The sequence below is a fragment of the Nakamurella antarctica genome, from assembly GCF_003860405.1.
Classification (GTDB): domain Bacteria; phylum Actinomycetota; class Actinomycetes; order Mycobacteriales; family Nakamurellaceae; genus Nakamurella; species Nakamurella antarctica.
Genome location: NZ_CP034170.1, coordinates 1,178,601 through 1,191,301 on the forward strand (window position 1 = coordinate 1,178,601; position 12,701 = coordinate 1,191,301).

12 protein-coding genes are annotated in these 12,701 nt (G+C 60.5%); 7 read left to right on the top strand and 5 right to left on the bottom strand.

The window, feature by feature from the left end; all coding sequences use genetic code 11:
* The first annotated feature begins 231 nt into the window (after window positions 1–231).
* Window positions 232–1,062 carry a PspA/IM30 family protein gene (locus EH165_RS05185; protein WP_124798321.1) on the top strand — a complete coding sequence of 277 codons (831 nt, stop codon included), beginning with the start codon at window positions 232–234 and terminating at the stop codon, window positions 1,060–1,062.
* A 165-nt stretch (window positions 1,063–1,227) separates the two neighbouring features.
* Complete coding sequence (gene pspM, locus EH165_RS05190) at window positions 1,228–2,049, top strand: phage shock envelope stress response protein PspM (RefSeq protein ID WP_124798322.1); 822 nt, start codon at window positions 1,228–1,230, stop codon at window positions 2,047–2,049.
* Between the two features lie 29 nt (window positions 2,050–2,078).
* Here the strand turns inward: pspM and EH165_RS16460 are convergent, their stop codons facing one another.
* Window positions 2,079–2,180 carry an MYXO-CTERM sorting domain-containing protein gene (locus EH165_RS16460; RefSeq protein WP_277870531.1) on the bottom strand — a complete coding sequence of 34 codons (102 nt, stop codon included), beginning with the start codon at window positions 2,178–2,180 and terminating at the stop codon, window positions 2,079–2,081.
* Window positions 2,181–2,288: 108 nt separating this feature from the next.
* Between EH165_RS16460 and EH165_RS05195 the strand changes: the two genes are divergently transcribed.
* The 4 genes from EH165_RS05195 (at window position 2,289) to rny (ending at window position 7,069) form a co-directional block, all read left to right on the top strand.
* Window positions 2,289–2,492, top strand: a complete 204-nt coding sequence (locus tag EH165_RS05195; protein WP_239020709.1) for a DUF3046 domain-containing protein — start codon at window positions 2,289–2,291, stop codon at window positions 2,490–2,492.
* 245 nt (window positions 2,493–2,737) lie between these two features.
* The gene (recA, locus tag EH165_RS05200) at window positions 2,738–3,778 is read left to right on the top strand and encodes a recombinase RecA (RefSeq protein WP_124798324.1); all 1,041 of its coding nucleotides are present in this window, start codon (window positions 2,738–2,740) and stop codon (window positions 3,776–3,778) included.
* Between the two features lie 163 nt (window positions 3,779–3,941).
* A complete protein-coding gene (locus EH165_RS05205; RefSeq protein WP_124798325.1) occupies window positions 3,942–4,874 on the top strand; it encodes a regulatory protein RecX in 933 nt (310 codons plus the stop codon).
* Window positions 4,875–5,221: 347 nt separating this feature from the next.
* Window positions 5,222–7,069 carry a ribonuclease Y gene (gene rny / locus EH165_RS05210; protein WP_124798326.1) on the top strand — a complete coding sequence of 616 codons (1,848 nt, stop codon included), beginning with the start codon at window positions 5,222–5,224 and terminating at the stop codon, window positions 7,067–7,069.
* 103 nt (window positions 7,070–7,172) lie between these two features.
* On the opposite strand, the gene EH165_RS05215 is transcribed toward rny, so the two are convergent.
* The 4 genes from EH165_RS05215 to EH165_RS05230 form a co-directional block, all read right to left on the bottom strand.
* Window positions 7,173–8,105 carry an amino acid ABC transporter permease gene (locus EH165_RS05215; RefSeq protein ID WP_124798327.1) on the bottom strand — a complete coding sequence of 311 codons (933 nt, stop codon included), beginning with the start codon at window positions 8,103–8,105 and terminating at the stop codon, window positions 7,173–7,175.
* On the bottom strand, window positions 8,102–8,722 hold the full coding sequence (locus tag EH165_RS05220) for an amino acid ABC transporter permease (RefSeq protein ID WP_422392133.1): 621 nt from the start codon (window positions 8,720–8,722) through the stop codon (window positions 8,102–8,104). The genes EH165_RS05215 and EH165_RS05220 overlap by 4 nt, the downstream gene beginning before the upstream one ends.
* Window positions 8,723–8,894: 172 nt before the next feature.
* A complete protein-coding gene (locus tag EH165_RS05225; protein ID WP_422392134.1) occupies window positions 8,895–9,701 on the bottom strand; it encodes a glutamate ABC transporter substrate-binding protein in 807 nt (268 codons plus the stop codon).
* A gap of 290 nt (window positions 9,702–9,991) precedes the next feature.
* Window positions 9,992–10,720, bottom strand: coding sequence for an amino acid ABC transporter ATP-binding protein (locus EH165_RS05230; RefSeq protein ID WP_124800314.1), 729 nt, complete (start codon window positions 10,718–10,720; stop codon window positions 9,992–9,994).
* A gap of 387 nt (window positions 10,721–11,107) precedes the next feature.
* On the opposite strand from EH165_RS05230, the gene miaB reads away from it, so the two are divergent.
* Window positions 11,108–12,700: a tRNA (N6-isopentenyl adenosine(37)-C2)-methylthiotransferase MiaB gene (gene miaB, locus EH165_RS05235; protein WP_124800315.1), complete on the top strand. Its 1,593-nt coding sequence runs from the start codon at window positions 11,108–11,110 to the stop codon at window positions 12,698–12,700.
* Window position 12,701 lies beyond the last annotated feature (1 nt).

Consider the following 12,701-nt stretch of genomic DNA (forward strand, 5'->3'; position numbering starts at 1 on the left):
AGTAAAGGGGTGAACTGCGCGACTGCGAAGACACTGCGGCCTTGATCACCGTGGGCAGACCATCGTGAAGTTTGCGTTGCTTCTTTGCTTTTTAGTGGCCGCCATCGGACTTTATGGTGGAAGCTGGCAGGATCACCTGACACGATGGTCATGGGCAGGGGCTTTGCCGCTGCTCTGCCCGGTGCGAACATGAGCTCCGAAGCAGTCACACATGTGAGAGGAATACGACCGATGGCAAACCCGTTTGTGAAGGGTTGGAAGTACCTGATGGCGCTGTTCTCGTCCAAAGTGGACGAATACGCCGATCCCAAGGTTCAGATCCAGCAAGCGATTGAAGATGCGCAACGGCAGCATGCGGCGCTCTCCCAGCAGGCGGCAGCAGTCATCGGTAACCAGCGCCAGCTAGAGATGAAGCTGACCCGGCAGATGGGCGAAGTGGAGAGGTATCAGGCCTCGGCCAGGCAGGCGTTGGTTCTGGCGGACGAAGCGCGCGCGAAAGGCGACGTCACCAAGGCCTCCGAATACGAGCAGACGGCTACCACGTTTGCGACCCAGCTGGTCGCTGCCGAAGGGCAGATGGAAGACCTGAAAAAGATGCACGACCAGGCGCTCCAAGGGGCGGAGCAGGCTAAGAAGGCCGTCGAGAACAACGCTATGCAGCTGCAGACCAAGTTGGCAGAGCGCTCCAAGCTGCTCTCGCAGCTAGAGCAGGCAAAGATGCAAGAGCAGGTCTCCGCATCGCTCAACTCCATGTCAGAACTGTCCGCACCAGGAAACACGCCAAACCTTAACGAGATTCGCGACAAGATCGAACGTCGTTACGCGAACGCGTTGGGGTCGGCAGAGTTGTCCCAGAACTCGGTCCAGGGCCGAATGCTCGAGGTGGAGAAGTCCACGCTCGATATGGCGGGAAGCTCGCGGTTGGAGCAGCTACGTCAGCAATTGCACCCGGAACTCGCCGGCCAGCAGGCACGCGCCATTGACGGGGCGTCCGACCCGCTCAACGCCATCAAATCGCCACCGGTGACGAACCCGACAGCGTTGCCCAACTCCCAGGGCTGATTTTCCTGGTGGTGATCGGACTCATCTCAACGAGCCCGCGCAGCTGTGGTGACCAGTGTGTCCAGCTGTGCGGGCTCGTTGCTGTTTTGGAATGATGGAAGTGGCGGGGCCTTTACCGTCAGACCTCTTGTACCCCCCGAGCGCTCCTTAACGAGCTCGATCACAGTGAGTAGCTTCGACATGCGTAAAGACACCGTTCGAGCCGTGGCAAGCAAAGCTGTCAGTGTCGGAACGAGCGATGTGGTGGGCCACGTCACCTCGGCGGCTGGTGAGGCTATGCGCACGAGGCGTGATCCATCGAATGTTGCGCGCCGACGCGTCCGAGCGGCGAAGCGTCGAGTGTCCCTGTGGTCGGTGGGAGCAATTCTGCCGGCAGCAGGCCTGGCCACATCATTTCTGGGTGGCGGCACAGCGGTGGCACTCGCCGGATTCGGCGTGGCCCGAACGGTCCTCTACGTAGCGATCCTCATGGTGTGTCTCGTGGCTCTCGTGCGCTCGGTCGTCGATCTGCGCGCGCGCCAGCGAGTGGTCGCGGCCTTACCGAGTCCGCCCCCGGCCCGGCGCGCGGTGAACTCGCGCATCCGGCCGGAAATTAATCAGCTCGGTGGCTATAGCGACAGTCTTCGCCAGTTGGCGCAAATGACGGGAATCGACCGGGAGTCGGCGATGGCGATGGAGCTGCGGCGCGACATCATCTCCGCGGCCGACTCGGCAGAACGAACCATCCGCGCTCGTGCCGCTGACCTGAGCGGTATCTACGACACCATTCGGGCCTCACCGCCGAGTGCCACGGCTGGAATGAAGCAAATGGCGCTGTCGCTCACGACGGAGATCCGAGACGGCGTCGCTAGCTACGGAGAGCTTGTTGCGGCGGCCAGCGAGATCGTCGTAGCCGCGAATGCGTTGCGCAGCAACAACCTTGAGCTATCTGACCCCGTCGACCAGCTCAGGGCTCTGGCATCGGGGATGCGTGAGCTGGCTCGCTGAGTGGTGAGCCAAGCCGCTCTGCCCGGTTACTACTTGCCCTTCCGTCTTCGCAATAGCATCGCCAAGGTGACGAGCAGCATCGCGAGAAAAATAACCTGGCTCAGCGGGGAGTTCAGATCTGTGAAATCCATCTGCCCAGTGTGGCATTCGATAGGTCGAATTGTTCGTCGCGAGATGCGTTGACGCACCTCGGCGCAACACTGCACGGAGCTGCTCGAGGGTAGGATTCACCCGTGCGAATGACTGAGTTTCGACTCCTGATGGAAGAGTACTTTGGTCCCGTGAGGGCTGCATCGGTGGCACAGGATCATGTGTTTGGTTCGCTTCAAGGGCTGACGGCGAACCAGGCGCTCCGAGGTGGTTATGAAGCTCGACAGGTGTGGGTCGCAGTGTGCGAGGCATTCGAAGTGCCGGACACGCTTCGCTGGGGGCTGCCGGATTGATCGCAGTAGTGGAGGAGACGGCGCAGGCTCCTTCGCCGGGTTTGTTCCGACACACCCGGTTGATAAACAAGCGCTCGAACACCTGTACGTCTACTCTTATCCACAAGAGGTTAAGCATCCACAATGTGCCGGAGAAAACAGCGACTGTCGGTGCCGCGACTTAGCCTCATGGAACAAGAGCGAACGAACACCGGTTGGGCCGCACACGCATCCCGCCGATACATCAGGGAAAGGCACGAATAGCCATGGCGGCAGCACCGGATCGCGAAAAAGCACTGGGCATTGCGCTTGCGCAGATTGAGAAGCAGTTCGGCAAAGGCTCGGTGATGCGCCTCGGTGACGAAGTGCGTGCACCGATCGAAGTGATCCCGACGGGATCCATTGCGCTGGATGTTGCGTTGGGGATCGGCGGACTTCCTCGCGGCCGCGTTATCGAGATCTATGGTCCGGAATCCTCCGGTAAGACCACGTTGACGCTGCATGCGGTAGCAAGTGTTCAAGCCGCTGGCGGCATCGCAGCGTTCATCGATGCCGAGCACGCGCTCGATCCGGAATATGCAAAGAAACTGGGAGTAGACACCGATGCGTTGCTGGTGTCCCAGCCAGATACAGGCGAGCAGGCACTTGAGATCGCGGATATGTTGATTCGCTCGGGCGCCATCGATCTCGTCGTTATCGACTCTGTCGCCGCACTGGTGCCGCGTGCGGAAATTGAAGGCGAAATGGGAGACAGCCACGTAGGTCTTCAGGCTCGACTGATGTCGCAGGCGCTGCGGAAGATCACCGGCGCATTGAGCAACACGAACACCACGATGATTTTTATCAATCAGCTGCGTGAAAAGATCGGCGTCATGTTCGGTTCCCCCGAAACGACCACCGGTGGTAAGGCGCTGAAGTTCTATGCTTCGGTACGTCTTGACATCCGACGTATCGAAGCCTTGAAGGACGGCACCGACGTTGTCGGCAACCGCACCAGGGTCAAGGTCGTGAAGAACAAGGTTGCCCCTCCCTTCAAGCAGGCGGAGTTCGACATCATCTACGGCCACGGTATTTCGCGTGAAGGCTCGTTGATCGATGTCGGCGTCGAACAGGGCATCGTCCGCAAAGCTGGCGCGTGGTACACCTACGACGGCGAGCAGCTGGGGCAGGGTAAAGAAAACGTCCGAACGCATCTCACGGACAACCCCGACATCGCTAACGAGATCGAAAAGAAGATCAAGGAAAAGCTCGGGGTCGGCGCCCAGGTCAACCTGGACGCGCCGGTGGCTGCCCCCGTCGACTTCTGATCACCCTCTGCGCTCCGAAGTGAGCGTGCTAATTGCTGTAGTCCCCGTGCTGGCAACTGTCTGCTCGGGGGTGTAGCTGGCCGGTCCTCCTCAGCGGGGACCGGCCAGTTTCAACTGCGGGCCGCGCATCATTACGCCTGCCTGAACGCGATAGGTGAGCTCTATGCCAAGACCGTTGTTGGGCGCCGACAGCTCCCCAGCGAACGAAGCCCACTCAGTTCACGAAGCCCACTCAGTTCACGAAGACGCCAGCTGGGTGCCTTCGGTGCCCGCTAGTCAACGAGCAGATGTCATTGCAGCGCTGCGTCTGCAACTTCAGCAGGTAATGGACGCTGACAGGATTCCTGCCCCAGACAGCATTGCTGCATCGGGCTCACCTCCACGAAGCGCTGAACGAGAAGGTGCACGGCCGCGAACCGCCGTCGATGGTAAGCGGCTACCCGAGGACCCATCGGGCAGCGAATATCGGTCGCTTTTTGGCAGCGACAGTGGTTCGGCCAGGCGAGAGCGCGGCGAGAAAAGGGCGGGACGATCAGGCGCCGCAGAGCGTTCGAGGAGAGATCAGGTCCGGGGTCAGCAAGTCGCGGCTGGCCCGCCGAGCGACCCAGACACCGAGGCTAGGGCCATCTGCCTACGACTTTTGGCCACTTCCGCTCGGCCACGGGCAAACCTCGCCGACGCCCTCCGGAGGAAAGAGATACCCGACTCTGTGGCTACTCGGGTGCTTGATCGGTACGCCGAATTAGGGCTTATCGACGATGCTGCTTACGCCCACGCTTACGTGCGAACAAAGCACAAGGAGCGGGGGCTCGGTCGGCGTGGATTGGCGGTGGAGCTAAAACGCAAGGGTATCGACGACGAGATCGCCATCGAAGCTCTCACCGAAATCAACAGCGACGATGAATACGAGCGGGCGCGGACCCTCGTCGAAAAGCGGATTGCGGCCGCAATGGTTGCTGGCCCGGTAGCCGCTCGCCGACGGTTGGTCGCACTGCTGGCAAGGCGCGGGTATTCCGCGGAAGTGAGCTACCGAATTGTGGGTGAGGCGCTCAGCTCCCATGGCGCAGAAATATTGGACGAATTAAGCGCTGACTAGTCCGAATCTAGACGATCTGATCTGGGAATACAGGGTTGGTACGACGATGACGGGCTGGTTCTCAGCAGTGTCGAATCACTCCGAGTGGCTCTTGACCGCGGGGCGGCTTGACCCACAGTGATCGCGAACATAATCTCAATGTCACAGGAGGATCACAAAACTTTCGAATTATCTGCACTTTCAACCGATAGCGGCGTTCTGCGCCGTACGTACCCCCGATTTTGGGAATTTGTGGACTACGACAGTTCACCCGGTGCCATGGGGATCCCCCAGCGGCGCCGGACGTGTTCGTGGCAGCGACCGATCCTCCACCTCGCCGTATCGGCGTGAATGTATGAGGAGGTGTCATGGATAACCCAGTTCTGATCATTCTTGAAGTGCTTGTAGTCGTGTTGCTGGCGGTACTGATCTATACACAGTTCCGACGACGCCCCGAACAGCAGTCTCAAGCTCCCGTCCTTAATGACGAATTCGCCCGCCAGATGATGGCTCAGATCACCGCAGCCCAAACCAAGCACACAGGTTCGATGCCATCGCCGGCCGAGTTGGAGCAGGCCAAAAAGGAAGCGGCGGAACTACGACGGCAGGCAGCTCTGGATGCTGATAAAGCCAGAGCAGCGGCAACAGCAGCAGCCGAGGAGCTCAGAGCCGCGGCCGTAGCTCAGGCCGAAGCAATCCGGTCTACTGCCCGCGACGAAGTGAGCCGCGAGCGTAAGGAAATCCGAGTCGAGCTTGACCAAATCCGCCAACGTGCGCAGGACGAGGGCTTGCGAGCGGCCGAATTAGCTTCGGTAGCGTTGAAAGCTGACCGTGCTGATCTGCTGGCGGCGCAACAGGCATTCACCGAGTCGAGCGCTCAACTGGCGCGCGACTTACGGGCTTTCGACAGCGAACGAGCAGCTTCGGTCGCTGCTCGAGCTGAGGTGGACGCCGGACGCACCGCGCTCGAGGTTCGGCAGGAGGCATTACACCGCGACGCAGCGGCACTGCAGTTGCGTGAGGCAGAACTTGCGGATCAGGCAAGCGTCGTGACAGCTCGGGCCGTCGAACACGAACGTGAGCTTGAACGAATCGGCGGTCTCACTGTGGATGAGGCGAAGAATCAGCTGCTCACCAAGGTGGAGGTTCAGGTTAGGCGCGAAGCAGCCATTATGACCCGTCGGATAGAAGCTGAAGCCGAAGCCACCGCCAAGCAAAAGGCTCGGGTAATAGTTGCCGATGCGGTGCAGAAAGTGGCAAGCGACCAGACTTCTCAGTCGGTGGTCTCGGTGGTACACCTCCCCGCTGAAGAGGTGAAGGGGCGAATTATCGGCCGCGAAGGCCGCAATATTCGAACTTTCGAAACTGTCACCGGCGTCAACGTCATTATCGACGACACGCCGGAGGCTGTTCTGCTGTCATGTTTCGACCCGGTCCGCCGCGAAGTCGGTCGCGTCACGTTGATGATGTTGATCGAAGACGGGCGCATTCACCCGCACCGGATCGAGGAGGCGTACGAGCGCGCTCAGGATGAAGTCGAGGCTTTGTGTCACAGGGCGGCCGAGGACGCGATGGTCGAGGTCGGCATTGCTGAGGTACACCCGGAGCTGATGAAGCTGCTGGGGCACCTGAAGTACCGCACGTCCTACGGGCAGAATGTGTTGGGTCATATGGTCGAAACCGGCCATATTGCCCGCGGTATTGCGTACGAGATGGGTATCGACCCGGCAATTGTGGTGCGGGGGGCTTTCTTGCACGACATCGGAAAGGCCCTCACCCACGAGGCTCGGGGGTCCCACGCGATCGTGGGTGCGGAGCTGGCACGGCGCTACGGCGAGAGCGAAGAGGTGGCGCACTGCATCGAGGCCCACCATGACGAGGTGAGCCCCAGCACGATCGAGGCTGTCCTCACGCAAGCCTCTGATTCGTGCTCCGGCGGCCGGCCGGGTGCACGGCGCGAATCGTTGGAATCCTATGTCCAGCGCATGGAGCGGATCGAGGCCATCGCGAGCGCCAAAAACGGTGTGGAGAAGGTCTTCGCTATGCAGGCCGGGCGTGAACTACGGGTGATGGTGAAACCGGACGTGGTGGACGATATTGAGGCGCACATGATTGCCCGTGAGGTAGCGAAACAGATCGAAGAGGAGCTGACTTACCCAGGCCAGGTTCGCGTCACAGTTATCCGGGAATCGAGAGCGACGGAAATCGCGCGCTAGTCTGCGCCGATGTCAGCATTATTACAGCGTAGAGAACACGGAGGCGGGGCCAGCGAAGATATTCGCTGGCCCCGCCTGCGTGTGTGAGGTGCGTGGGGAGCTGCTATTTCGTCAGCCGCGGTGGGTCGGTTTCTGTGATTCCCGGGGCATTGAGGACCTCAGTCTCCGTAGCTGTCTCAGTGCTTCCAAGGAGGGGCTTGGAGCCTTTTCCGCCGCTGCGCCGATTACGCAGATACTTTTCCAGCTGCGATGCGATCGTCGTCAACGTGAGGTTGAGCGCGATGAAGATCAACGCTGCGACAATGAACATCGGCACCACGTTCTGGAAATTGGAGAACGCCGTCTTCGACGAACGTAGCAACTCGGGGTACTCGATAGTGAGCAAACCGCCGAGTGCGGTGTCCTTGACGATAACCACAAGTTGGCTGACGATAGCGGGCAGCATCGCGGTCAAGGCCTGGGGGAGCAGGATGATCGTCATGATCTGACCTTTTCGTAGCCCAATGGCCAGCGACGCTTCCGTCTGACCGCTTGGCAGCGACGCAATTCCCGACCGAAATACCTCGGCGAGCACGGATGCGTTGTAGAGCACCAAGCCCGTCACCACCGCTAGCAGCGGGCGGAGCTCTTCGCTGCCCACCTCTGCAGCGACGAAGATCACCTTGGCAAAAACCATTAAGAGAAGGACGGGGATAGCCCTGAAAAACTCAATAATGACGGTGCACGGCGCGCTGATCACGCGGTGATCGGAGAGCCTGCCCACTGCCAACAGTGCGCCCACCGGCAGCGCAATCACCAGTGAGAGCAGCGCGGCCCGCACTGTTTGCCAGAGACCGGGGAGCAGGTAGGTACTCCAAATCTCGGCGTGGAGGAACGGAGACCACTTCTCGGAATCGAGTTGCCCCTTGTCGTTCAAGGCGACAAGAACGATGTAAACGACCCACAGCAGCAGGACGGCGAATATGACGGAAAGAATAAGGTTGCGCCGCTTGGCTTTGGGGCCGGGCGCGTCATACAACACGTTCAGAGAGCTCATCGCTTCACCGTCATTCGTTTGGCTACTGCGCCGAGGATGAGACCCATCGGCAGGGTGAGGAGGACGAACCCCGCCGCAAAAGTAAGGAACGCCGCCGTCCTACCGTCGGCTTCGAATTCGAGGATGTTCGACATCAGGAGCGACGCTTCGAGAACGCCGACGCTGGCAGCCACCGTCGTGTTCTTCGTGAGAGCGATCAAAACGCTTGCCAGCGGGGCGATCACCGAACGGATTGCCTGCGGCAAGATGATGAGCGTCAAGTTCTGTATGAAGGTGAGTCCGATGGCGCGGGCGGCTTCAGCCTGGCCCGGGGGCACCGTATTGATGCCCGAGCGGATCGCTTCACACACGAAGGTGGCGGTGTAAGCAATAAATCCAAGGATGGCGAGTGCGAAGGCGTTGGTGTCAAAACGGTCTGACAGTTCGATCAACATCGTGTCTGCGAGAACGATGGAAGTTGCCGTAATCAGCACGGTCAAGGGCGTATTGCGGAAGATATTGACGTAAACAGTGCCAAAGCCCCGCATCAACGGAACTGGTGAGACGCGCATCCCAGCGAGGACGATTCCCCAGACCAGCGCCCCCAGGGCCGACCAGAAGGTGAGCTTGATAGTCATCCAGAAAGCGGCCCAAAGGTCGTAATCGGGGTTAGAGAGAAAATCGAAGTTCACTCTGCCTCCCTGGCGAGGTGTTGATGCGGCGCGAATTCCCCTGGCGAGGATTGTCTGAAGACAATGGCGACAGCCAGCCCAGGGGTGAACCTGGGCCGGCCGTCGCCGCTATCTGGTGCTACTTCTGGGTGATCGCCGGGGGAGCCGGGATGCTGGCGAGCGTGGAACCGATGGTCTTTTCCAACGCGGCCTTCCACGAACCGTCCGCAAACGCGGCCTCTAGCGCAGAGTTGATTGCTGCCTGGCCAGCGGCATCGCCCTTGGCAAGCCCGATGCCGTAATTCTCATCGGAGAATGCCTTGCCAACCACCTTGAACTTGCCGGGGTTCTGAGCGGAAAGGCCGGCCAGAATGGTGTCGTCGGTGGTGACTGCGTCAACTGCGCCGGACTCGAGAGCCGGCAGGCACTCGGAGTAGGTGCCGTATTCCTTGAGCTGAACTTCAGATGCCAGGGTCTCCTTGACCTTGGCAGCGGAGGTTGAGCCGGTGACGGAACACAACTTTTTGCCGTTGAGGGCTTCTGGGCCGGTGATGTCGGTGTTGCCTGCCTGAACTAAGAGATCTTGGTGGGCAACGAAGTACGGTCCGGCGAAGGAGATAACTTCCTTGCGCTTGTCCGTGATGGAGTAAGTGCCGACGATGTAGTCGACTTCGCCGTTTTCGATCGCACTTTCACGGGATTTGGAGGGGGTTTCCTTCCAGGTGATTCCGGCTTCTTCGACGCCGAGTGTTTTGGCGACGAGTCGCGCAATTTCAACGTCGAAACCGGAGAAGGTGCCATCCGGGTTCTTGAGTCCGAGGCCCGGTTGGTCGAACTTGATGCCGATGGTCAACTTTCCGGCGGCCGCGTTCTGCAGAAGTTTGGAGTTGCCCGGATCGACCGCGCCGCCAGCAGCGGGGGTCATCGCTTCGGTGGCGGAAGACATTGCGCTGGTGCCCGACTCGACGGCGCTTGACACTGCACTGCTAGCTGCGGCGCCGGCGCTGGAAGCTGCGCTGGTGGCCTTGGATCCGTCACTGCTGCCACAGGCGCTCAGCGTGAGCGCGAGTGCGGCAACACCCGCCACGATTGGCGCGAGTTTACGAAAATTCATTTTCTACCTCCGTGTATCTGCCCAAAGGACTCTCCCTTGAGATCTAACGGTCTGGGTGGTGTGAACTCCGGGTCGCACTGCGGGCTACCAGGGTCATCAAGATTCCCCCTCGAGGGGAGAGGTCAGTGGGTCAAAATTTTTGACAGGAAGTCCTTGGCTCGCGAGGACTGTGGGTTGGTGAAGAAGCTCTCTGGCGTCGAGTCCTCGACGATTTCGCCCTCGGCCATGAAAATGACCCGGTCTGCTGCTTTGCGAGCAAAGCCCATCTCGTGGGTCACGCAGACCATGGTCATGCCTTCCTTCGCGAGGGAGGTCATCACGTCGAGTACTTCGTTAACCATTTCCGGGTCAAGAGCGGAAGTGGGCTCGTCGAACAACATCACCTTGGGCTGCATGGCGAGGGCGCGAGCGATGGCGACGCGCTGCTGCTGACCGCCGGAGAGCTGTGCGGGAAGTTTGTCTTTTTGCGAGGCAATGCCCACGCGCTCGAGAAGCGACACGGCTAGCTTTTCCGCGTCTCCCTTTTTCATCTTGCGCACCTTGACCGGGCCGAGCATCACGTTGTGCAGGATGGATTTGTGCGCGAAAAGGTTGAACGACTGAAAGACCATGCCGACGTCCGCGCGAAGTTGCGCCAGCGCCTTGCCCTCGTCGGGCAGAACGACACCGTCGATGGTGATTTTTCCGGAATCCACAGGCTCAAGCCGATTGATGGTGCGACACAGCGTGGATTTTCCGGAGCCCGAGGGACCGAGGACCACCAGAACTTGACCGGCCGGAACTTCCAGCTTGATATTTTTCAGTACGTGTAGAGAGCCGAAGTGCTTCTCGACGTCGTACATGCCGATCATGGGCTGGGTGGTCGCACCAGTCACAGGGTTTCCCGTCCGTCATTGGATCTTGCGTCAGCACTGCGGCGCCTCGTGCACGCCGAATCCCCCAAGGACTGTTCCCAGGAGTCTCAGGGGAGTTTTGCACAGCTTTACTATCCGAGGCAGTCTCAGAAGGGTTCTGCAATCCAAGCTTTACCTAATGGAGACCTCGCAGATTCAGATATTTGTCGTCCGCGCGCCGCGCAAGAAGGCTCTGAACTGCGATAAAGCGGGGTGCTTGCGACGCAGAACGTCAGGAGCGCGCACCCTCGGTGCGCGCTCCGCCCCTAGGCCTTCCCCAGCCGAGGTCGGCGCCAGGATGGGACGGACGTTGCCACCGAAGCCAGTAGGCTCGCTCCTGTGAGTATGTCTACCGTCCACCACCCCGCGGACCCCCAGAGCAGCGCAAATCCCGCCTTCGGCGCTTCAGTTGCCGCTAGCGGCGGTGCATCACTCGAGGCCGATAGCACCCTGACTCCCCGGGTACGCACCTACCAGGTGCGTACCTACGGGTGTCAAATGAACGTCCACGACTCGGAGCGACTTTCGGGACTTCTCGAAGATGCGGGATACGAGCGCGTCCTGGCGGACGACGTTGCCGACGTGGTTGTTTTCAACACCTGCGCCGTCCGTGAGAACGCGGACAATAAGCTCTACGGCAACTTGGGGATGCTGGCATCGGTCAAGGCCACACGGCCCGGGATGCAAATCGCGGTCGGCGGATGCCTCGCGCAGAAGGACCGCAGCGAAATTCAGCGCAGAGCCCCCTGGGTAGATGTGGTCTTCGGTACGCACAACGTTGGCGCGTTGCCCACGCTGCTGGAACGGTCCCGGCACAACGAAGAAGCTCAGATGGAAATCCTCGATTCGCTTGAGGTGTTCCCGTCCTCCCTGCCCGCACGCCGCGAATCCGCCTATGCGGGCTGGGTGTCTATCTCCGTGGGGTGCAACAACACCTGCACGTTCTGCATCGTGCCGAGCCTTCGCGGTAAGGAAACCGACCGCCGCCCGGGCGACATTCTCGCCGAGGTGAAAATGTTGGCCGCCGACGGGGTTCTCGAGGTGACGCTGCTCGGGCAAAACGTCAATTCCTATGGAGCCGAGTTCGGGGACAAGCAAGCCTTTGCCAAACTCCTCCGCGCATGTGGCGCAGTGCCCGGCCTTGAGCGCGTTCGATTCACCTCGCCGCACCCAAAAGACTTCACCGATGACGTCATCGATGCGATGGCCCAGACCGCCAACGTATGTCCGCAACTGCACATGCCGCTGCAGTCGGGTTCTGATCGGATCCTCAAATCGATGCGGCGCTCCTACCGCGGTGAGAAATACCGCGGCATCATCGGCCGGGTGCGCGAGGTGCTTCCACACGCGGCGGTCACCACCGACATCATCGTTGGCTTCCCCGGCGAGACCGAGGATGATTTCCAGCAAACCCTTGACATGGTGCGCTTCGCCAGGTTCAGCACGGCTTACACCTTCCAATATTCCCCGCGCCCCGGCACCCCCGCCGCCACGATGCCCGATCAGGTACCGGCGGAGGTCGTCTCTGATCGCTATCGCCGGCTGCACGCCGTGGTTGAAGAGGTTGCGCTGGAAGGCAACAGGGAGCAAGTCGGGACAATCGTAGAGTTGCTGGTCGCATCAAACGAAGGTCGCAAGGACTCTGCGAGCGAGCGGCTCAGCGGCCGAGCTCGAGATGGTCGCTTGGTGCATTTCACGCCCCAAGGCGCCGCGGTCCAGGGGATAATTCGCCCCGGGGACGTCGTCACCACGACGATCAGTTACGCGGCGCCGTATCACTTGGTCGCCGATGCAGCGGTGCTCACCCACCGCCGCACCATCGCCGGTGATCGTCATGAGGCTGGGATCAGGCCAAAAACACCCGGAGTGGGCCTCGGGCTCCCATCTTTCGGCCGACCCGCCCCTGTTGCCGCTACCGCGCCAGCCTGCGCGGGGTGAG